The organism is Enterococcus sp. M-BR2 (assembly GCF_056612775.1).
This window is the reverse complement of sequence record NZ_CM152743.1, coordinates 2,129,424-2,148,100: the sequence shown is the minus strand read 5'-3', so window position 1 is coordinate 2,148,100 and position 18,677 is coordinate 2,129,424. Positions and strand designations below refer to the sequence as shown.

Annotated in this window: 26 protein-coding genes; 4 read left to right on the top strand and 22 right to left on the bottom strand. The window is 39.8% G+C overall.

What is annotated here, in order from left to right; genetic code table 11:
* Positions 1–20 precede the first annotated feature (20 nt).
* From AC1F25_RS10440 to rpsL, 19 genes are all read right to left on the bottom strand, one after another.
* Positions 21–206: a type Z 30S ribosomal protein S14 gene (locus AC1F25_RS10440; protein ID WP_002288673.1), complete on the bottom strand. Its 186-nt coding sequence runs from the start codon at positions 204–206 to the stop codon at positions 21–23.
* An 18-nt stretch (positions 207–224) separates the two neighbouring features.
* Positions 225–764: a 50S ribosomal protein L5 gene (rplE, locus tag AC1F25_RS10435; protein WP_002288671.1), complete on the bottom strand. Its 540-nt coding sequence runs from the start codon at positions 762–764 to the stop codon at positions 225–227.
* 27 nt (positions 765–791) lie between these two features.
* Positions 792–1,100 (bottom strand): 50S ribosomal protein L24, encoded by a 309-nt coding sequence (gene rplX, locus AC1F25_RS10430; RefSeq protein ID WP_002288670.1) that lies wholly within the window; start codon positions 1,098–1,100, stop codon positions 792–794.
* Between the two features lie 36 nt (positions 1,101–1,136).
* Entirely contained in the window at positions 1,137–1,505 is a 369-nt protein-coding gene (gene rplN, locus AC1F25_RS10425; protein WP_002288669.1) for a 50S ribosomal protein L14, read from the bottom strand.
* A gap of 57 nt (positions 1,506–1,562) precedes the next feature.
* Entirely contained in the window at positions 1,563–1,829 is a 267-nt protein-coding gene (rpsQ, locus tag AC1F25_RS10420) for a 30S ribosomal protein S17 (protein WP_002288668.1), read from the bottom strand.
* A gap of 24 nt (positions 1,830–1,853) precedes the next feature.
* Complete coding sequence (rpmC, locus tag AC1F25_RS10415; protein WP_002288664.1) at positions 1,854–2,042, bottom strand: 50S ribosomal protein L29; 189 nt, start codon at positions 2,040–2,042, stop codon at positions 1,854–1,856.
* Entirely contained in the window at positions 2,032–2,466 is a 435-nt protein-coding gene (gene rplP / locus AC1F25_RS10410) for a 50S ribosomal protein L16 (RefSeq protein WP_002288661.1), read from the bottom strand. The genes rpmC and rplP overlap by 11 nt, the downstream gene beginning before the upstream one ends.
* Before the next feature lie 2 nt (positions 2,467–2,468).
* Positions 2,469–3,125: a 30S ribosomal protein S3 gene (gene rpsC, locus AC1F25_RS10405; RefSeq protein WP_002288659.1), complete on the bottom strand. Its 657-nt coding sequence runs from the start codon at positions 3,123–3,125 to the stop codon at positions 2,469–2,471.
* Positions 3,126–3,138: 13 nt separating this feature from the next.
* Complete coding sequence (gene rplV / locus AC1F25_RS10400; RefSeq protein ID WP_002290452.1) at positions 3,139–3,486, bottom strand: 50S ribosomal protein L22; 348 nt, start codon at positions 3,484–3,486, stop codon at positions 3,139–3,141.
* Positions 3,487–3,508: 22 nt separating this feature from the next.
* Positions 3,509–3,787: a 30S ribosomal protein S19 gene (gene rpsS / locus AC1F25_RS10395; protein WP_002288655.1), complete on the bottom strand. Its 279-nt coding sequence runs from the start codon at positions 3,785–3,787 to the stop codon at positions 3,509–3,511.
* Between the two features lie 42 nt (positions 3,788–3,829).
* The gene (rplB, locus tag AC1F25_RS10390) at positions 3,830–4,663 is read right to left on the bottom strand and encodes a 50S ribosomal protein L2 (RefSeq protein WP_002290451.1); all 834 of its coding nucleotides are present in this window, start codon (positions 4,661–4,663) and stop codon (positions 3,830–3,832) included.
* Positions 4,664–4,701: 38 nt separating this feature from the next.
* Positions 4,702–4,992 (bottom strand): 50S ribosomal protein L23, encoded by a 291-nt coding sequence (gene rplW, locus AC1F25_RS10385; RefSeq protein ID WP_002290449.1) that lies wholly within the window; start codon positions 4,990–4,992, stop codon positions 4,702–4,704.
* Positions 4,992–5,615 (bottom strand): 50S ribosomal protein L4, encoded by a 624-nt coding sequence (gene rplD / locus AC1F25_RS10380; RefSeq protein WP_002290446.1) that lies wholly within the window; start codon positions 5,613–5,615, stop codon positions 4,992–4,994. Before rplD ends, rplW begins: the two co-directional genes overlap by 1 nt.
* A 27-nt stretch (positions 5,616–5,642) precedes the next feature.
* A complete protein-coding gene (rplC, locus tag AC1F25_RS10375; protein WP_002290445.1) occupies positions 5,643–6,272 on the bottom strand; it encodes a 50S ribosomal protein L3 in 630 nt (209 codons plus the stop codon).
* Between the two features lie 30 nt (positions 6,273–6,302).
* Positions 6,303–6,611: a 30S ribosomal protein S10 gene (gene rpsJ, locus AC1F25_RS10370; protein WP_002290443.1), complete on the bottom strand. Its 309-nt coding sequence runs from the start codon at positions 6,609–6,611 to the stop codon at positions 6,303–6,305.
* A 402-nt stretch (positions 6,612–7,013) separates the two neighbouring features.
* Positions 7,014–8,201, bottom strand: a complete 1,188-nt coding sequence (gene tuf / locus AC1F25_RS10365) for an elongation factor Tu (protein ID WP_002290442.1) — start codon at positions 8,199–8,201, stop codon at positions 7,014–7,016.
* A gap of 171 nt (positions 8,202–8,372) precedes the next feature.
* On the bottom strand, positions 8,373–10,460 hold the full coding sequence (fusA, locus tag AC1F25_RS10360) for an elongation factor G (protein ID WP_002309841.1): 2,088 nt from the start codon (positions 10,458–10,460) through the stop codon (positions 8,373–8,375).
* 93 nt (positions 10,461–10,553) lie between these two features.
* A complete protein-coding gene (rpsG, locus tag AC1F25_RS10355) occupies positions 10,554–11,024 on the bottom strand; it encodes a 30S ribosomal protein S7 (protein WP_002290440.1) in 471 nt (156 codons plus the stop codon).
* Between the two features lie 83 nt (positions 11,025–11,107).
* Positions 11,108–11,521, bottom strand: coding sequence for a 30S ribosomal protein S12 (gene rpsL / locus AC1F25_RS10350; protein ID WP_002294318.1), 414 nt, complete (start codon positions 11,519–11,521; stop codon positions 11,108–11,110).
* A gap of 318 nt (positions 11,522–11,839) precedes the next feature.
* Between rpsL and rpiA the strand changes: the two genes are divergently transcribed.
* The 4 genes from rpiA to AC1F25_RS10330 all read left to right on the top strand — a co-directional run bounded on the left by rpiA (position 11,840) and on the right by AC1F25_RS10330 (position 15,511).
* Positions 11,840–12,523: a ribose-5-phosphate isomerase RpiA gene (gene rpiA, locus AC1F25_RS10345; protein WP_151668756.1), complete on the top strand. Its 684-nt coding sequence runs from the start codon at positions 11,840–11,842 to the stop codon at positions 12,521–12,523.
* A 132-nt stretch (positions 12,524–12,655) separates the two neighbouring features.
* On the top strand, positions 12,656–13,237 hold the full coding sequence (locus AC1F25_RS10340) for a recombinase family protein (protein ID WP_047929618.1): 582 nt from the start codon (positions 12,656–12,658) through the stop codon (positions 13,235–13,237).
* Positions 13,238–13,407: 170 nt separating this feature from the next.
* Positions 13,408–14,094 (top strand): 2,3-diphosphoglycerate-dependent phosphoglycerate mutase, encoded by a 687-nt coding sequence (gene gpmA, locus AC1F25_RS10335; RefSeq protein ID WP_047929617.1) that lies wholly within the window; start codon positions 13,408–13,410, stop codon positions 14,092–14,094.
* A gap of 553 nt (positions 14,095–14,647) precedes the next feature.
* A complete protein-coding gene (locus tag AC1F25_RS10330; RefSeq protein ID WP_479994093.1) occupies positions 14,648–15,511 on the top strand; it encodes a carbohydrate binding domain-containing protein in 864 nt (287 codons plus the stop codon).
* 382 nt (positions 15,512–15,893) lie between these two features.
* Here AC1F25_RS10330 and deoD read toward each other — a convergent pair whose 3' ends face one another.
* From deoD to deoB, 3 genes are read right to left on the bottom strand one after another with little or no spacing between them, the layout of a single operon-like run.
* Positions 15,894–16,601: a purine-nucleoside phosphorylase gene (deoD, locus tag AC1F25_RS10325; protein WP_002309845.1), complete on the bottom strand. Its 708-nt coding sequence runs from the start codon at positions 16,599–16,601 to the stop codon at positions 15,894–15,896.
* A 16-nt stretch (positions 16,602–16,617) separates the two neighbouring features.
* The gene (locus AC1F25_RS10320; protein WP_151668755.1) at positions 16,618–17,436 is read right to left on the bottom strand and encodes a purine-nucleoside phosphorylase; all 819 of its coding nucleotides are present in this window, start codon (positions 17,434–17,436) and stop codon (positions 16,618–16,620) included.
* A 24-nt stretch (positions 17,437–17,460) separates the two neighbouring features.
* On the bottom strand, positions 17,461–18,627 hold the full coding sequence (gene deoB / locus AC1F25_RS10315; protein WP_479994092.1) for a phosphopentomutase: 1,167 nt from the start codon (positions 18,625–18,627) through the stop codon (positions 17,461–17,463).
* Between the last annotated feature and the right edge of the window lie 50 nt (positions 18,628–18,677).

Sequence of the window (18,677 nt, the reverse complement as noted above, 5' to 3'; positions counted from 1 at the left end):
TTCTTATGCGAATTTACTTTTTACCAGCTAGCTTTCTTCACGCCGGGAATTTGACCTTTATAGGCAAGTTCGCGGAAGCAAATACGGCAAAGATGGAACTTACGATAAACTGAATGTGGACGTCCGCAACGTTCGCAACGAGTATAAGCTTGTGTTGAAAATTTTGCAGGACGTTTGTTTTTAGCAATCATTGATTTTTTAGCCACGTAGTTCGCCTCCTTTAATTATTTTTGGAATGGCATGCCTAATTGTGTCAACAACTCACGAGATTCTTCATCAGAGTTTGCTGTTGTTACAATAACGATGTCCATACCACGTACTTTATCTACTAAATCATAATCTACTTCTGGGAAGATCAATTGTTCTTTAATACCTAAAGTATAGTTTCCACGACCGTCAAAGGCTTTTTTACTTACACCATGGAAGTCACGTACACGTGGTAGTGAAACTGAAACCAATTTGTCTAAGAATTCGTACATTCTTTCTCCGCGCAATGTAACTTTTGCACCAATTGGCATTCCTTCACGTAAACGGAATCCAGCGATTGATTTTTTAGCTTTTGTAATCATTGGTTTTTGACCAGTGATCAAAGTTAATTCTTCAACTGCTTTATCTAAGTTTTTAGCGTTTGATACCGCATCACCAACACCCATGTTGATGACGATTTTTTCAACTTTAGGTGTTTGCATAACAGAGCTATAGTTAAATTTTTCCATCAATGATGGAGTTACTTCTTTAAGATATTTTTCTTTTAGGCGGTTCATTCAGTAAGACCCTCCTTCCTTAAACTTTTATTTATCTAAAACTTCACCGGTTTTTTTAGAAACACGGACTTTTTTGCCGTCTACTTCTTTGTAGCCAACTCGGCCAGCTACACCAGTAGAGTCAACCACCATCACGTTAGAAACATGAATTGGCGCTTCCATCTCAACAATTCCACCTTGAGGAGCAGCTTGAGATGGTTTTTGGTGTTTTTTAACGACATTTACACCTTCGACAATAACTTTATCTTTTTTCGGGAACGCTGCTAGTACAACGCCTTCTTTGTTTTTGTCTTTTCCAGTGATAACTTTAACTTTATCGCCTTTTTTAACAAACATAACTGTTTCGCACCTCCTTTGATAAGTGTCTCAAGATTATAAAACTTCTGGTGCTAGTGAAACGATCTTCATGAAGTTGTTTTCACGTAGTTCACGTGCAACTGGCCCAAAGATACGTGTTCCACGAGGGCTTTTATCATCACGAATAATCACTGCAGCATTTTCATCAAATTTAATATATGAACCGTCTGTACGACGAGCTCCTGATTTTGTTCGAACGATAACGGCTTTAACGACGTCACCTTTTTTGACAACCCCACCTGGCGTTGCTTGTTTAACCGTAGCAACGATCACATCACCGATGTTAGCAGTTTTACGACCAGATCCACCAAGGACTTTGATCGTCAAAATTTCACGTGCGCCTGAGTTATCAGCGACTTTTAAACGACTTTCTGCTTGGATCACGTTGTGTATCCTCCTTTCAGATTTTGCATTCAATCTATATAGGAAAATCTCGTGTTATTAGATAATAACTGCTTCTTCGACTACTTCCAACAAACGGAAACGTTTTGTAGCTGATAATGGACGAGTTTCCATAATTCTCACGATGTCGCCAACTTTTGCTGTGTTGTTTTCATCATGCACTTTGTATTTCTTAGAATAGTTCATGCGTTTGCCATAGATAGGGTGGTTTTTCTTTGTTTCGACAGCAACGGTAATTGTTTTATCCATTTTGTCTGAAACCACGCGACCTTGATAAACTTTGCGTTGATTTCTTCCTTCAGTCATACGCTTAATGGCCTCCTTCCATAATTACTTAGCTTGTTCACGCAACACAGTTTTGATGCGTGCAATCGATTTACGTACTTCTTTAATACGTGCAGTGTTTTCTAATTGACCTGTTGCTAATTGGAATCTAAGATTAAACAATTCTTCTTTTAATTGTTTTTCTTGATCAAGCATTTCGGCAGTGGTTAATTCTCTGATTTCTTTAACCTTCATTCGATTCACCACCCATTTCCTCACGTTTTACGATCTTAGTTTTCATTGGTAATTTGTGAGAAGCTAGACGTAACGCTTCACGAGCTACTTCTTCAGGAACGCCTGCGATTTCAAACATGATTTTACCACGTTTTACTGGTGCAACCCATCCTTCAGGTGCCCCTTTACCAGAACCCATACGTACCCCAATTGCTTTGGCAGTATAAGATTTGTGAGGGAAAATTTTAATCCATACTTTCCCACCACGTTTCATGTAACGAGTCATTGCGATACGAGCAGCTTCGATTTGGCGGTTTGTGATCCAATGTGAATCAACAGCTTGCAAACCGTATTCACCGAATGCTACTTCTTTTCCGCCTTTAGCTTCCCCGCGCATTTTTCCGCGGAATTCACGACGGTGTTTTACACGTTTAGGTACTAACATGATTATTTCCCTCCTTTCTCAGTGTTTTTTTTAGTTGGAAGAATTTCTCCACGATAGATCCACACTTTAACTCCTAGTTTTCCGTATGTTGTATCTGCTTCTTCCCATGCGTAATCAATGTCCGCACGTAAAGTATGAAGAGGAACAGTTCCCTCTGAGTATCCTTCTGAACGAGCGATATCTGCTCCGTTTAGACGACCAGATACTTGAGTTTTGATACCTTGAGCGCCAGCACGCATTGAGCGTTGGATCGCTTGTTTTTGAGCGCGACGGAAAGCAACACGGTTTTCTAATTGACGTGCGATTCCTTCACCTACTAATTTTGCATCTAGATCTGGTTTTTTGATTTCCACGATGTTGATGTGGATTCTTTTACCAGTTAATTTGTTTAATTCTTTTCTTAGGCTTTCGACTTCAGAACCGCCTTTACCAATAACCATACCTGGTTTAGCTGTGTGAATTGAAATGTTTACGCGACCTGTTGCACGTTCGATTTCAACTGTTGATACAGCAGCATCAGCAAGTTTAGTTGAAATAAATTTACGGATTCTTAAATCTTCGTGTAAGAACTCAGCATACTCTTTTTCAGCATACCATTTAGCATCCCAGTCGCGGATGATGCCTACACGCATTCCAATTGGATGTACTTTTTGACCCACTGATTATCCCTCCTTATTTTTCTGATACGACTACCGTGATATGACTTGTACGTTTGTTGATTGGAGAAGCTGATCCTTTTGCACGAGGACGGAAACGTTTCATTGTAGGTCCTTCGTTAACAAAAGCTTCGGTTACTACCAAGTTTTCAACATCTAAGTCAAAGTTATTTTCTGCATTCGCAACTGCTGACATCAATACTTTTTCAATGATTCCAGCAGATTTGTTTGGTGTGAATTTCAAGATTGAAATTGCATCTGCGACACTTTTACCTCTGATAAGGTCAATTACTAAACGGGCTTTTCGAGGTGAAGTGCGAACTGTTTTTGCAGTTGCTTTAGCTGATGTGATTTGTTCTGCCATTTGGATTTATCCTCCCCTCAAATTAGCGTTTCGTTTTCTTATCGTCAGCAGCATGTCCACGATAAGTTCTTGTAGGTGCAAATTCACCTAATTTGTGTCCTACCATGTCTTCTTGGATGTAAACTGGTACATGTTTACGTCCATCATAAACTGCGATGGTATATCCAACAAAACTTGGGAAAACTGTTGAACGGCGTGACCAAGTTTTGATAACTTTTTTCTTTTCAACCCCTGCTTGAGCTTCAACTTTTTTCATTAAATGCTCATCGACAAAAGGTCCTTTCTTTAAACTACGACCCATGGTGAACCTCCTCTCAAAATGTGCGACACATGGTCAAAGTAATTATTTATTTTTGCGACGACGAACAATAAGTTTGTCTGATTTAGCTTTTTTGTTACGAGTTTTGTAACCAAGAGCTGGTTGACCCCAAGGAGAAACTGGTGCTTTACGTCCGATAGGAGCTTTACCTTCACCACCACCGTGTGGGTGATCATTAGGGTTCATTACGCTACCACGTACAGTTGGGCGTTTACGCATCCAACGAGAGCGTCCAGCTTTACCGATGTTGATTAATTCGTGTTGTTCGTTACCTACAGAACCGATTGTTGCGCGGCATGCAGCTAAGATCATACGAACTTCACCAGAGTTCAAGCGGATCAATACGTATTTGCCTTCTTTACCAAGTACTTGAGCACTTGTACCAGCAGAACGGATCAATTGTCCACCTTTACCAGGTTTCATTTCAATGTTGTGGATAACAGTACCAACTGGAATGTTTTCTAATGGAAGAGCATTTCCGACTTTGATATCTGCTTCTGGACCTGAAACAAGTTTCATACCCACTTCTAGTCCTTTAGGTGCTAAGATGTAAGCTTTCACTCCATCTTCATAGTGTACTAACGCGATGTTAGCTGAACGGTTTGGATCATATTCGATCGTTTGAACAGTTGCAACAACGTTGTCTTTGTTACGTTTGAAGTCGATCACGCGATATTGGCGTTTGTGTCCGCCACCTTGATGACGTACAGTGATGCGGCCGTTGTTGTTACGTCCAGCATGGTTTTTCAATGGTTGTAACAATGATTTTTCAGGTGTTGATGTTGTGATTTCAGCAAAATCAGAACCTGTCATGTTACGACGACCATTTGAGGTAGGTTTGTACTTTTTAATCGCCACGTTTTTCCCTCCTAATTTAATGAGTTATCTATTAGCGCTTATTCAGCAGCTTCGAATAATTGGATTTCTTTTGAATCTTCAGTCAATGTAACGATCGCTTTGCGACGTTTTTTTGTATATCCTGCATATTTGCCCATACGTTTGAATTTCGCACGTACGTTCACGATGTTCACGTTTTTGACTTTAACGTCAAAAGCAGCTTCTACCGCTTGTTTTACTAAAGTTTTGTTTGCGCGAGTGTCCACTTCAAAAGTGTATTTCTTGTCGTCCATGGCAAGCATTGATTTTTCAGTGATCACTGGGCGTTTGATTACGTCTAGTAAGTTCATTATGCAAGCACCTCCTCAATTTGAGTAAGAGCAGTTTGTGTTGCTAACACTTTTGTATTTGATACAACGTCTAGCACACTCACATTATCAGAAGTTACTACAGAAACGTTTGGTAAGTTACGTGCTGATAAAGCAGCAAAGTCGTTACCTTTTTCTAGAACAACCAATACTTTAGAGTCGATAGATAAGTTAGCAAGAACTTGTTTGAATTCTTTTGTTTTTGGTGCGTCGAAGTTCAAGCCTTCGATTGCTACCAAGTTGTTTTCAGCAACTTTTTCTGACAATACAGATTTCATTGCTAAACGACGAACTTTTTTAGGAAGTTTGTAGCTGTAAGAACGTGGTGTTGGTCCAAAGACTACGCCACCTCCACGCCATTGTGGTGAGCGGATAGATCCTTGACGTGCACGACCTGTTCCTTTTTGACGCCATGGTTTACGTCCACCGCCACGAACAGCGCTACGGTTTTTAACCGCGTGTGTTCCTTGTCTTAATGACGCACGTTGCATTACGATTGCATCGTAAACAACACTTTCATTAGGTTCAATTCCGAAGATTTCTTCGTTAAGTGTGATTTCACCGTTTTGGCTTCCATCTTGTTTGAATAATGCTACATTCGGCATTCCTTAGTTCCTCCTTTCTTCCTACAATTATTTAGCTTTCACAGCTGATTTGATAGTGATTAAAGATTTTTTCGCTCCAGGAACATTACCTTTGATCAAGATAACATTTCTTTCTGCATCTACACGTACAACTTCCAAGTTTTGGATAGTTACGCGGTTGCCACCCATACGGCCAGCAAGACGTTTGTTTTTGAATACACGGTTAGGTGCAACTGGACCCATTGACCCAGGACGACGATGGTAACGAGAACCGTGAGCCATTGGTCCGCGGCTTTGTCCATGGCGTTTGATAACCCCTTGGAATCCTTTACCTTTCGTAGTACCTGTTACATCAATAATGTCTCCTGCTTGGAAAACATCTACTGTAATTTCTTTTCCTACTTCATATTCTCCTAGCTCAACATTTTTGAATTCACGAATGAAGCGCTTAGGAGCCGTGTTTGCTTTTGCAACATGACCTTTCGCAGGTTTGTTTGATAAAACTTCACGCATATCTTGGTAACCAACTTGAATAGCTTCGTAGCCATCCGTTTCCATTGTTTTCACTTGTAGTACTACGTTTGGCGTAGCTTCTACAACAGTAACTGGAATTAATTCACCAGATTCAGTGAAGATTTGTGTCATTCCCACTTTTTTCCCTAAGATTCCTTTGGTCATGAGTACACCTCCATTATTTTTGTTTTAGTTTTATAATTTGATTTCGATGTTTACACCAGATGGTAAGTCTAGCTTCATCAAAGCATCAACAGTTTTTGGTGTTGGGTTCACAATGTCGATAAGACGTTTGTGTGTACGCATTTCGAATTGTTCGCGTGAATCTTTGTATTTATGAGTCGCACGAATGATTGTGTAAAGACTGCGTTCAGTTGGTAATGGAATTGGACCAGACACGCTAGCTCCAGTTCTTTTTGCAGTTTCCACGATTTTATCCGCTGATTGATCTAAAATACGGTGTTCATACGCTTTTAAACGGATACGAATTTTTTGTTTTGCCATCTTGTTCCCTCCTTCGCCTATTTTGAAAAGTAGACATAGCTCCACGAAAATTTCCGTCACGCTCGTTCGTGGCAAAGCGTCCGGGCGTGTCGCAACCTCTCGTTTCTTAGCCGACGAAATCAATCTGATTACGTCTGTGCAATTCACTAAAGTAAACGCACCTTTGTCATTATAATATATATAAACTCACAACGCAAGGCTTTTTCTTGTAAAAAACATTTTGTTTTCATAAAGTTTCATTTAGAAAATACTGACTCTTTTATTTCGTGTTTCTTCTATTATAATGCTCCTGTCTTTTTCCCTGATCCTACAATAAATAAAAAAGCTCGGAACAAAGATCCTGAGATCTTCATTCCAAGCGATTACGTCCGAATAAATGTTGCTTAGTTTTGCTTAAATCAATTAAGCTTTGATTTCTGTAACGACACCGGCACCAACTGTACGTCCGCCTTCACGGATTGAGAATTTAGTACCGTTTTCGATAGCGATTGGGTGGATTAATTCAACTTCCATTGTTACGTTGTCGCCAGGCATAACCATTTCAGTTCCTTCTGGTAATTCAACAACACCTGTTACGTCAGTTGTACGGAAGTAGAATTGTGGACGGTAGTTAGTGAAGAATGGAGTGTGACGTCCACCTTCTTCTTTTGTCAACACGTATACTTCTGCAGAGAATTTTGTATGAGGTGTGATTGTACCTGGTTTAGCTAAAACTTGTCCACGTTGGATGTCTTCACGTGCAACACCACGTAGTAAAGCACCAATGTTGTCTCCAGCTTCAGCGTAGTCTAACAATTTACGGAACATTTCAACACCAGTAACTGTTGTTTTTGAAGTTTCTTCAGCAATACCGACAACTTCAACTTCGTCACCAACGCGAACTTGTCCACGTTCCACACGACCTGTAGCAACAGTACCACGTCCAGTGATTGAGAACACGTCTTCAACTGGCATCATGAATGGTTTGTCGTTGTCACGTTCTGGAGTTGGGATGTATTCGTCAACTGCAGCCATCAATTCAAGAATTTTTTCTTCGTATGAAGCGTCGCCTTCTAGAGCTTTCAAAGCTGAACCAGCAACTACAGGAACATCGTCACCAGGGAATTCGTATTCTGTTAATAGGTCACGAACTTCCATTTCAACTAATTCTAGTAATTCTTCGTCATCAACCATGTCTACTTTGTTCAAGAATACAACGATGTAAGGAACACCAACTTGACGAGACAATAGGATGTGTTCACGAGTTTGAGGCATTGGGCCGTCAGCAGCAGAAACTACCAAGATAGCTCCGTCCATTTGAGCAGCACCAGTGATCATGTTTTTAACGTAGTCCGCGTGTCCTGGGCAGTCAACGTGAGCGTAGTGGCGTGTATCTGTTTCATACTCAACGTGAGCTGTTGAGATTGTGATTCCGCGTTCGCGTTCTTCTGGAGCACCATCGATTTGATCGTAAGCCATAGCTTGGCCGCCGTTTTTCTTAGATAGTACAGTTGTGATTGCAGCTGTTAATGTAGTTTTACCATGGTCAACGTGTCCGATAGTACCAATGTTAACGTGTGGTTTAGAACGGTCAAATTTTTCTTTTGCCATTTTAAAATGTCCTCCTAAAAATACAATATATTTTTTATTTGTCTGATAGGTATATGATGTACACTAGGTACATCACATGCCCATATCATCGATAATTATTTTACACGAAACTATATTAAAAATATAGTCTCTTTGGATAATCTCTTTGCAGGACTATCCGGTTTTAAGAAATTATTCAGCTTTTCCGCCGTTTTTCTTAATGATTTCTTCTTGTACTGATTTTGGTACATCTTCGTAGTGGTCAAATGTCATTGTAAATGTACCACGACCTTGAGTAGCAGAACGAAGAGTTGTAGCATAACCAAACATTTCAGCAAGTGGAACCATCGCACGAACAACTTGTTGGCCGCCAGCGCGAGCTTCCATACCTTCAACACGTCCACGACGAGCAGTTACGTGACCCATAACATCACCTAAGTAATCTTCAGGGATAACAACTTCTACAGCCATGATTGGTTCAAGGATTACTGGATTAGCTTTCTTAGCTGCTGCACGTAATGCCATAGAAGCAGCAACACGGAAGGCAGTTTCATTTGAATCGACATCATGGTATGAACCATCGTAAAGTTTAGCTTTGATATCTACTAATGGATAGCCAGCTAAGACACCATTTTCCATAGCATCTTTCAAACCAGTTTCAACAGCTGGAATGTATTCACGAGGAACAACCCCACCGACGATCGCATTTTCAAATTCGAAACCAGCACCTTCTTCGTTTGGTGTAAATTCGATCCATACGTGACCGTATTGACCTTTACCACCAGACTGACGTACAAACTTACCTTCGGCTTGAGTGCCGGCACGGAAAGTTTCACGGTAAGATACTTGAGGCGCACCTACGTTAGCTTCAACTTTGAATTCACGACGCATACGGTCAACGATGATATCTAAGTGAAGTTCACCCATACCAGCGATGATTGTTTCGCCTGTTTCCACGTTTGTTTCAGCACGGAAAGTAGGATCTTCTTCAGATAGTTTTTGTAAAGCCACACCCATTTTATCTTGGTCAGCTTTTGATTTAGGTTCAATAGCGACTTGGATAACTGGTTCTGGGAATTCCATTGATTCAAGAATAACTAGATTCTTTTCATCACACAGTGTGTCCCCAGTAGTTGTGTCTTTCAAACCAACAGCAGCAGCGATATCTCCAGCGTAAACTTCAGAGATTTCTGAACGAGAGTTGGCATGCATCTGTAGGATACGACCAACACGTTCGCGTTTGCCTTTTGTTGCGTTTTGTACGTATGAACCTGATTTTAAAACACCAGAGTACACACGGAAGAAAGTTAAACGACCTACGAATGGGTCAGTCATAACTTTAAATGCTAAAGCTGAGAAAGGAGCGCTGTCGTCTGCAGGACGTTCTACTTCTTCATCAGTTTTAGGGTCAATCCCTTTGATTGCTGGGATATCTAACGGTGATGGCAAGTAATCAAGAACAGCGTCCAATAGTAATTGAACCCCTTTGTTCTTAAATGCTGAGCCACATAGTACTGGGTAGAATTCTACGTTAACTGTTGCGCGGCGGATACCTTCTTTTAACTCAGCTTCAGTGATTTCTTCACCTTCTAAGTATTTCAAAGTAAGTTCTTCATCAGTTTCAGCTACAGCTTCAACCAATTTTTCGCGCCATTCTTCAGCTAATTCGCGGTATTCTTCAGGAATTTCTGTTTCTTCAATCTCTGTTCCAAGATCGTTTGTATACATTTCAGCCTTCATTGTTACAAGGTCGATAATTCCTGTGAAGTCGTCTTCCGCACCAATTGGTAATTGGATTGGGTGAGCGTTTGCTTGCAAACGGTCATGTAAAGTTGATACTGAATATAAGAAGTCAGCACCAATCTTGTCCATTTTGTTTGCAAATACGATACGAGGTACACCGTAAGTTGTTGCTTGACGCCAAACTGTTTCAGTTTGAGGTTCAACACCTGATTGTGCATCAAGAACAGTTACAGCACCATCAAGTACACGCAAGGAACGTTCAACTTCAACTGTGAAGTCTACGTGTCCTGGTGTATCGATGATGTTGATTCGATGACCCTTCCATTGTGCTGTAGTAGCAGCAGAAGTGATCGTAATACCACGTTCTTGTTCTTGTTCCATCCAGTCCATTTGTGAAGCTCCTTCATGAGTTTCACCAATTTTATGGATTTTACCAGTATAGTACAAGATACGTTCAGTAGCAGTCGTTTTACCAGCATCAATGTGGGCCATGATACCGATATTACGAGTGTTTTGTAAAGAAAATTCTCTGGTCATTCTCCTTGTTTCTCCTCTCTTTACTATCTAGTTGCTAAAAATAAGGACACTATCTGAGGTCGACTTATAAAAGCCGACCAAACAGAGAGAATCTTACCAGCGATAGTGAGCAAACGCGCGGTTGGCATCAGCCATTTTATGAGTGTCTTCACGTTTTTTAACAGAAGCACCTGTGTTGTTTGCAGCATCCATGATTTCTTTTGCTAAGCGTTCTTCCATTGTGTGTTCACCGCGCAAGCGAGCGTAGTTTACTACCCAACGAAGACCTAGAGTAACGCGGCGTTCAGGGCGAACTTCAACTGGTACTTGGTAGTTTGAACCCCCAACACGACGTGCTTTAACTTCAAGAACAGGTTGAACGTTTTTCATTGCTTGTTCAAACACTTCTAATGGATCGTTACCTGTAGATTCTTTGATCAAATCAAAGGCATTATAGATAATGTTAGCTGCAATCCCGCGTTTTCCGTCAACCATTACACGGTTGATCAAGCGAGTTACTAATTTTGAGTTATAAATAGGATCTGGTAAAACATCACGTTTTGCAACAGGACCTTTACGTGGCATCCGTAACTCCTCCTTCCGAAATATTGTTCATAGTAATTACTTCTATATAATAGAAGCAAGTTTCATTTGTTTAATAATTAAAATTAAGCTTTAGGTTTTTTAGTTCCGTATTTAGAACGGCTTTGTTTACGGTCGTTAACACCAGCAGTATCTAAAGCACCGCGAACGATATGGTAACGTACCCCTGGTAAGTCTTTTACACGACCACCGCGTAATAATACAACACTGTGTTCTTGTAAGTTATGACCAATCCCTGGGATATAAGCAGTAACTTCAATTAAGTTTGACAAACGAACACGTGCATATTTACGTAAAGCTGAGTTCGGTTTTTTAGGTGTCATTGTACCCACACGAGTTGCTACCCCACGTTTTTGAGGTGAGTTTACGTTAGTTTGAGTTTTCTTAAAGCTGTTATATCCTTTGTTCAAAGCAGGTGAATTAGATTTTTCCACCTTTGATTTACGAGGTTTACGTACTAATTGGTTAATTGTAGGCATTCCTTGTTTCCTCCTTCCCACGATTTGCGTCTAGTTCCACACATCCAGGTGGTTCTTTTTTTGCGATAAAAAATAAATGCAATGTCTGCATCCTTATCAAATATGCTTTGATAAACAGTCAGCACGTTTCTTCACAGAAACCTGTAGATAAAGCACCTTTGTTAGAATATCATGAATGAAAAAGCATGTCAACAAGAGACGGAAATTTTTTTGAAAAAGCTTTATTGGAATAAAAAAGAATGGTATCTTTTTGCCGTAAATCACGCTAAAATAGTGAGGAAAGCACGAAGCTCAAACTAAAAAAAGGTGGATGCAAAGATGAATTTAAAACAATTAGCTGGCATTGAAGCCGCGAAATTCGTAAAGGACGGGATGATCGTTGGTCTCGGGACCGGTTCAACCGCCTATTATATGGTAGAAGAGATTGGTCGCCGCATGCGTGAAGAAGGATTACGTATCACAGGAGTCACTACTTCAAATGCGACAAAAGAACAAGCGGAAAAATTAGGAATACCGCTAAAGAGTATCGACGAAGTTCCAGTAGTCGATCTGACGATAGATGGTGCTGATGAAATCAGTGCTGATTTTCAAGGAATAAAAGGCGGCGGTGCTGCTTTGCTTTTCGAGAAAATAGTCGCTACGTACTCAAAAGAAACGATTTGGATCGTTGATTCTTCTAAATTAGTCCATAAACTCGGGAAGTTCCCACTCCCAGTTGAAGTCATCCCTTATGGCTCCCAACAGCTACTTCATATTTTTGACGAAAAAGGATTCCAACCTGTTTTGCGTACAGACGAAAACGGCGAAGTCCTAACCACAGATGGTGGTCATCATATCATTGATCTGCATCTAGAAGTTATTAAACAACCAGAAAGCTTAGCTACCTATTTAGATGAACTTGTTGGGGTAGTCGAACATGGACTTTTCCTAAATATGGTTTCAAAAGTTGTTGTTGGCTCAGAAAAAGGTGTTGAGATTCTTGATGCCATCCGCCATAAATAAAGAAAAACTGCTTGATCATCCAATAAAAAAAGACAGCGGAAAATTTGCGAAAAAACTATCTTTTTGACGTACTTTATGCTACATTTTTACTGTTATATCCAGTTAGAAAATCACTGCTAGAAAGGAATCACCATGAAAATTATTGGTTATGCACGCACAACCATAAATGATGTTGATTTAACAACTCAGGTTGAACAATTATCTGACTTTGGTTGTCAAGAAATTTTCCATGAGACATATGAAGTGGAACAAAACGATGCTACTGCTATTCATTTGGAGTCAGTGATTGCTGACATGCAGCAAGGCGATGCACTAGTCGTCTGCCAACTTCATCGATTGGGCAAATCTACACGGCAATTAACAGAACTTACGCAATTATTCAAAGACCGCGGGCTGCACTTGATTAGCATTGATGAAGGAATCGATACGCGCGAAATGGGAAAAATCTATTTCCAATTGATGGAAAACCTAGCAAACATGGAGTGCGCATTGATCAAAGAACGTACATTAGTTGGATTAGATGAAGCTCGTAAAAAAGGAAAAATCGGCGGAAGACCAAAAATTGATGCAAAAACGATCAAAAAAATCCGGCGTCTCTATTATGAAAAAAAAGAAACAATCCAATTTATTTCTTCAAAATGCGGTGTTTCAGTTGGAACATGTTATAAATATATCAATTTGCCTGAAAAAGAAATCGAGCAATTATGCATCTAATGCCTAAAAACGAACAGTGCTTTCGCAGCTGTTCGTTTTTTTATCTTCTCTACTCGTTTTCTCATAGAATCTTATCCAATTTTTCGATGGAAATCTCTTCCAAAAAATTGTACAATAAAACAGAACTGAAATTTTCAGAAATATAAACCTATCTTAAAGGAGAGCTAAACATGCCAAAATTAGTTTTTTCTCGTCACGGTCTTAGTGAATGGAATGCATTGAACCAATTTACTGGTTGGGCTGATGTAAACCTAGCACCAGAAGGAATCGAAGAAGCAAAAGAAGGCGGACGCAAAATCAAAGAAGCTGGAATCGAATTTGATGTTGCCTATACTTCTGTTTTAACTCGTGCAATCAAAACATGTAACTTGATTTTAGAATATTCAGATCAACTTTGGGTACCACAAATCAAATCATGGCGCTTGAACGAACGTCACTATGGTAAATTACAAGGTTTGAACAAAAAAGAAACAGCTGAAAAATACGGCGACGAACAAGTACACATCTGGCGTCGTTCTTACGATACTCTTCCTCCATTAATGGAAGAAACTGACGAAGGTTCTGCAGTAAACGACCGTCGTTACGCAATGTTAGACAAACGCGATATTCCTGGTGGCGAAAACTTGAAAGTAACATTAGAACGTGCTTTGCCATTCTGGCAAGATGAAATTGCTCCAGCATTACTAGACAACAAAACTGTTTTAGTAGCTGCACACGGTAACTCATTACGCGCTCTAGCTAAACATATCGAAGGTATCTCTGACGAAGACATCATGGATCTTGAAATCCCAACAGGTCAACCACTTGTTTATGAATTAAATGATGACTTAACAGTAGCTAAAAAATACTACCTATAATAGATATTCTATTGTAAGTAAGACAGCCCTCTCACCTCCTATTATTGTAAGAGATGAAGGGGCTGTTTTTTTAGATATTGGAAGACGGTAGTCTTGGCTATCTAATACGAATGACATCAATTTACATAATAACTATATGATTATAATAGTAAGTACTGTTTGAATAAATAAAAAAATAAGAGAGAAGGCGTAGCATTGAGAGAAAAAAGAATGTCTGACAAACATTCAGATGTGGAGCGAACATTTTTTGTAGAAACTTATTTAAATTTCATTCTTTTATCCTGTTTCTAAGAGGAAGTTTCATTTGTATGAGCTATTACCACAACTCTCCATCTTTTTTTATGTTGCTAATAAATGAAATTTAGATAGAAGTCAACCTCATAAAACTATTTATTTTATCATTTTTTTCTAATAATAAATGTTACATAGAAAAAAGCGTTTACACGACCGTTATTTTCTCGGTTATGATTAATTTGTGAGATACAGACAGATTACACGGCTGCATCTTACAAACAAAATCAAAAAATAAAAATAGAGAGCGAAGAGATACAAGATGATCAAAAATAATTTAAAAACAGTGATGGCAGCAGGTATGGTATTTTTAAGTTTAGGAGGATCCGTTTCGACATTCGCAACAAGTCTATCAACAACTGACTTCGTTAGTACAAGTAAACAGGCCATTGAGCAACAATTGTATATACATAATGGTGACTTTAATGACGGGTTTGATCATTGGATCACTAGTGGCCAAGAGCCAAATAATCCCACACTGCAAACCGTTAATGGAAATAACTTTGCTTTAGCAAGAGATGGTGAAAATGTTCATCAATACGTGACATTAAAACCAAGTACCACGTATACATTTAGTTATGATGTTGCAGCAAGCGAATCAGCACCAGGACGTGTTGAATTAGGGATCATGAATCATGATGTCGGTTTTGATGTATTAGAGCGCAGTGAACATAATAATGAGAACTGGGAACGTGGTAAACTTACTTTTACGACTCCAGACGATGAAAATACATACCTTATACGATTTGCTTCTACATGGAATGGTTGGGCGAAATATGACAATATCCAAGTGGAAACAGGCGTAACAGAAACAAACTTGTTGTCTGCAGGGCGAGAAGGCTCTCGAGCATTTGCTTATTTAACATTGACACCTGAACGTTTTTACAGTCAAGAAAGATTGGTCGTTTACATTGATGGAAGATATCATTTTGAAACATTTGACGGCAGAACATTCTATAGCTTTACAAGAATAGTTGATGGTAATATTCAAATACGTCGAGCATTTCCTGGAAAAGCAGGACAGCGAGTAGAAGTATATCGCCTACCAGGACGTCCTGGATCAAGCACCTCACTTGAGTACGCTGTATTATTCGAAACACTTATTATTGATGCAGACTTGATTTAAGTTGAATTTTTCATTCTTCAAGCATCATCACATGAGCAATTGAATGATTAAGGTATTCATTTAGACGAAGCCACCAACAGGAGATGACCCATTTGTCATCTCCTGTTGGTGGCCTAGTTCGGAACAGAAAGAGCGTAACTCGCTTCTTTCTGTTCTTTTTTATTTGATTAAGATTGTGCCATTCGTCTGCAATTTAAAAAGAATGTCGATTCACATTTTAGACATTCAAATGGTTGACTTTAGGAGGACTCTCGAAGTAACTGAAGCAACGGTTGTCATTGATTTCAGGTTATGTGAGACAGTTTCTGCAAAAAATGTGACTGCCTAATTTCTATTAATAGAAGTTTAGGCAGTCACACTTTCTTGCTATTTAGCTATTACTTTACCCTTGAATCGCCGTTTCCAATCCTACTTCGATCATTTCATTGAACGTCGATTGACGTTCTGCAGCTGTTGTTTCTTCTCCAGTAATCAAATGGTCGCTAACGGTCATCAAACTTAATGTCTGCACATGGTATTTCGCGCCTAAGTAATAAAGAGCGGCTGCTTCCATTTCAACTCCTAAGACGCCAAGTTCAGCTAATTGGAATGTCTCTGTCAAATCATCTTTGTAGAAAGAATCTTCCGAAAGGACATTTCCTACATGAACCGTATAGCCCTTTTCTTTCGCTATCTCATATGCTTTCAGTAATAGATTGAAATCACTGATTGGTGGAAAATGAAAGGCTTGGAAATTTTTTTCGATCATCGAAGAGCTGGTTGCTGCGCCTTGCGCTAGTACTAAATCACGAACATGGACATCTTTTGACAATGCCCCGCATGTACCTACTCGGATCAATTTCTTTACGCCATATGACTGGATCAATTCATGGGCATAGATGGTGGCTGATGGCATCCCCATCCCTGTTCCTTGAACAGAAATACGTTCTCCTTTATATTTGCCGGTAAAGCCTAGCATACCACGGACCTGATTGTAGCAAACTGGTTCTTCAAAAAAAGTCTCCGCAATATATTTAGCTCGTAAAGGATCGCCTGGAAGTAAAATCTTATCGGCAATCTCGCCTTCTTTCGCTTCGATATGCACACTCATTTTGTTGCTCCTCCTATTACAATAATGTCAATGTTTCTTTAACCAATGCTTTAAAAGATTGTTTGACTCTCTGAGTTGTTTCTACAACTTCTTCATGGCTCAGATTCGCTTGCATACCTGCTGCTAAGTTGGTAATGCAAGAAATTCCTAACACTTTTAATCCGCTGTGAGCTGCTACGATGACTTCTGGAACAGTCGACATCCCTACTGCATCGGCCCCTATTGTTCGAGACATCCGAATCTCAGCAGGCGTTTCATAAGTTGGTCCAGAGTAGCCCATATATACGCCTTCTTTAAGATCCAAACCTAGTTTTTCTGCTGCTGCTTTTGCTGTTGCTTGATAGTCAGGCGTATATGCTTGACTCATATCTGGAAATCTAGGGCCCATTTCATCTTCATTCGGACCGATCAAAGGATTTTCACCAGTAAAATTGATGTGATCGGTAATCAGCATCAAATCTCCTGGTACAAAGGATTTGTTGACACCGCCACATGCGTTGGTCACAATGACTGAATGGGCACCTAGTCCGGCCATCACACGTACTGGATAGGTCACTGTTTGCATGGAATGACCTTCATAGTAGTGGAATCTTCCTTGCATGGCTAACACTTTCTTACCTGCTAGAGATCCGTAAACCAGCTGTCCTGCATGTCCAACTACTGTCGAAACAGGAAAGAACGGGATCTCATCATAAGAAATCATTACAGCATCTTCGATTTCATCTGCTAATTCACCTAATCCTGAACCTAGGATCAAACCAAAATCAATTTCTTTTACTCCTTTATCAAGGATAAACTGGGTCGTTTCTTGTAACATCTCGCTTAACTTGGTCATTTGCTTTCTCCTATTTTAAAAAGATTATTTTAATAATTTTAAGAAGCTTTCGCCATTTTCAGTCGAAGAAACACTAAAGTTCTCAGCAATCGTTGCGGAGATATCGGAATAATATCCTTGAGGCAACGCCCCTTGTTCTTTCATTTTTTTACTGTAAGCCAATAACGGTACATATTCTCGTGTATGATCGGTACCAGTAAATGTTGGATCGTTTCCGTGATCGGCTGTAATCATTAGCAAGTCGTCTTCTTCCATCGCTTCAAGCAATTCTGGGATCCGCAAGTCAAATTCTTCAATCGCATGCGCATAACCGACTACATCCCGGCGATGACCGTATAATGCATCAAAATCTACTAAATTGGTAAAGCTGATACCTATAAACTCTTTTTTCATAACGTTCAGCAACTGGTCGACGCCATCCATATTACTTTTCGTGCGGACAGATTCAGTGATTCCTTGTCCATTGAAAATATCGTTGATCTTTCCTACAGCAATCACATCTTTTCCTGCTTCTTTCAAAGAATCAAGGACGGTGTGTCCGAATGGATTCAACGCATAATCATGACGATTGCTTGTTCGTGTGAAGTCTCCTGGTTCTCCCACATATGGACGTGCAATGATTCGACCAATCATGTACGGGTCATCTTTTGTTATATCACGAACGAATTGGCAAATCCGGTATAGTTCTTCTAAAGGAATGATTTCTTCATGTGCCGCGATCTGAAGGACAGGATCGGCAGAAGTATATACGATTAAATCACCTGTCTTCATTTGGTGTTCACCGTAATCGTCAATAACAGCCGTTCCGCTATATGGTTTGTTGCATACGACTTTACGGCCAGAAAACTCTTCGATTTGTTTGATCAGATCATCAGGGAATCCGTTCGGAAACACACGAAACGGCGTCTTGATATTCAATCCCATGATTTCCCAATGGCCTGTCATCGTATCTTTCCCTACAGAAACTTCTTCTAATTTCGTCGCATAGCCTTGATGATCTTTCATTGATTCCACACCTTCAAGAGGCCGAATCGTTCCCAAACCAAGCTGCTCTAAATGCGGAATATTCAATCCTGCTTCTTTTGCAATGTGTCCTAATGTATCAGAACCAACGTCACCGAACTTCTCGGCATCTGGTGCTTCTCCAATTCCTACTGAATCCATGACGATCAGATGTACGCGTTTAAACATGATTATTCCTTCTTTCTTTTTATTTTTATTACCTTTAAAACAAAAAGGGC

What these genes read in the sequence shown, in the direction of transcription:
- rplE (WP_002288671.1), bottom strand. Translation starts at nt 764, where the DNA reads ATGAACCGCCTAAAAGAAAAATATCTTAAAGAAGTAACTCCATCATTG.
- rplX (WP_002288670.1), bottom strand. Translation starts at nt 1,100, where the DNA reads ATGTTTGTTAAAAAAGGCGATAAAGTTAAAGTTATCACTGGAAAAGAC.
- rpsQ (WP_002288668.1), bottom strand. Translation starts at nt 1,829, where the DNA reads ATGACTGAAGGAAGAAATCAACGCAAAGTTTATCAAGGTCGCGTGGTT.
- rpmC (WP_002288664.1), bottom strand. Translation starts at nt 2,042, where the DNA reads ATGAAGGTTAAAGAAATCAGAGAATTAACCACTGCCGAAATGCTTGAT.
- rplP (WP_002288661.1), bottom strand. Translation starts at nt 2,466, where the DNA reads ATGTTAGTACCTAAACGTGTAAAACACCGTCGTGAATTCCGCGGAAAA.
- rplV (WP_002290452.1), bottom strand. Translation starts at nt 3,486, where the DNA reads ATGGCAGAACAAATCACATCAGCTAAAGCAACTGCAAAAACAGTTCGC.
- rpsS (WP_002288655.1), bottom strand. Translation starts at nt 3,787, where the DNA reads ATGGGTCGTAGTTTAAAGAAAGGACCTTTTGTCGATGAGCATTTAATG.
- rplW (WP_002290449.1), bottom strand. Translation starts at nt 4,992, where the DNA reads ATGAACTTACTAGACGTAATCAAACGCCCAGTGATCACTGAAAAATCA.
- rplD (WP_002290446.1), bottom strand. Translation starts at nt 5,615, where the DNA reads ATGCCGAATGTAGCATTATTCAAACAAGATGGAAGCCAAAACGGTGAA.
- rplC (WP_002290445.1), bottom strand. Translation starts at nt 6,272, where the DNA reads ATGACCAAAGGAATCTTAGGGAAAAAAGTGGGAATGACACAAATCTTC.
- rpsJ (WP_002290443.1), bottom strand. Translation starts at nt 6,611, where the DNA reads ATGGCAAAACAAAAAATTCGTATCCGTTTAAAAGCGTATGAACACCGT.
- tuf (WP_002290442.1), bottom strand. Translation starts at nt 8,201, where the DNA reads ATGGCAAAAGAAAAATTTGACCGTTCTAAACCACACGTTAACATTGGT.
- fusA (WP_002309841.1), bottom strand. Translation starts at nt 10,460, where the DNA reads ATGACCAGAGAATTTTCTTTACAAAACACTCGTAATATCGGTATCATG.
- rpsG (WP_002290440.1), bottom strand. Translation starts at nt 11,024, where the DNA reads ATGCCACGTAAAGGTCCTGTTGCAAAACGTGATGTTTTACCAGATCCT.
- rpsL (WP_002294318.1), bottom strand. Translation starts at nt 11,521, where the DNA reads ATGCCTACAATTAACCAATTAGTACGTAAACCTCGTAAATCAAAGGTG.
- rpiA (WP_151668756.1), top strand. Translation starts at nt 11,840, where the DNA reads ATGAATTTAAAACAATTAGCTGGCATTGAAGCCGCGAAATTCGTAAAG.
- AC1F25_RS10340 (WP_047929618.1), top strand. Translation starts at nt 12,656, where the DNA reads ATGAAAATTATTGGTTATGCACGCACAACCATAAATGATGTTGATTTA.
- gpmA (WP_047929617.1), top strand. Translation starts at nt 13,408, where the DNA reads ATGCCAAAATTAGTTTTTTCTCGTCACGGTCTTAGTGAATGGAATGCA.
- AC1F25_RS10330 (WP_479994093.1), top strand. Translation starts at nt 14,648, where the DNA reads ATGATCAAAAATAATTTAAAAACAGTGATGGCAGCAGGTATGGTATTT.
- deoD (WP_002309845.1), bottom strand. Translation starts at nt 16,601, where the DNA reads ATGAGTGTGCATATCGAAGCGAAAGAAGGCGAGATTGCCGATAAGATT.
- AC1F25_RS10320 (WP_151668755.1), bottom strand. Translation starts at nt 17,436, where the DNA reads ATGACCAAGTTAAGCGAGATGTTACAAGAAACGACCCAGTTTATCCTT.
- deoB (WP_479994092.1), bottom strand. Translation starts at nt 18,627, where the DNA reads ATGTTTAAACGCGTACATCTGATCGTCATGGATTCAGTAGGAATTGGA.